Origin of the sequence: Alkalicoccobacillus porphyridii, assembly GCF_007293315.1 — a bacterium.
In the GTDB taxonomy this organism is placed as follows: Bacteria; Bacillota; Bacilli; order Bacillales; family Bacillaceae_D; genus Alkalicoccobacillus; species Alkalicoccobacillus porphyridii.
Window position 1 is genome coordinate 1 of sequence record NZ_VLXZ01000365.1, and the last position, 247, is coordinate 247.

Annotated in this window: 1 protein-coding gene; it reads right to left on the reverse strand. The window is 61.5% G+C overall.

Annotation, left to right across the window (positions count from 1 at the left end):
- On the reverse strand, positions 1–247 hold a 247-nt coding region (locus FN960_RS24615; protein ID WP_260682111.1), incomplete at both ends, for an enoyl-CoA hydratase-related protein.

Genomic DNA, 247 nt, shown 5'->3' on the forward strand with positions numbered 1-247 from the left:
CTGGTGGTGCGGTAGATCTCTTTCAGCGCCGCAATCGCCAGCGGAGCGCTGTTAACCAGCTGCTGCGCCAGTTCGCGGGCGTTATCCATCAGTTCCGCCTGGCTAACCACGCGGTTGACTATCCCCCAACGCAGCGCCTCTTCTGCGCCCATTCGTCTGCCGGTCATCACCATTTCATTGACGATGGCAGGCGGCAGGATCTTCGGCAGACGCAGCACACCGCCGCTGTCAGGAACGATGCCCAGTT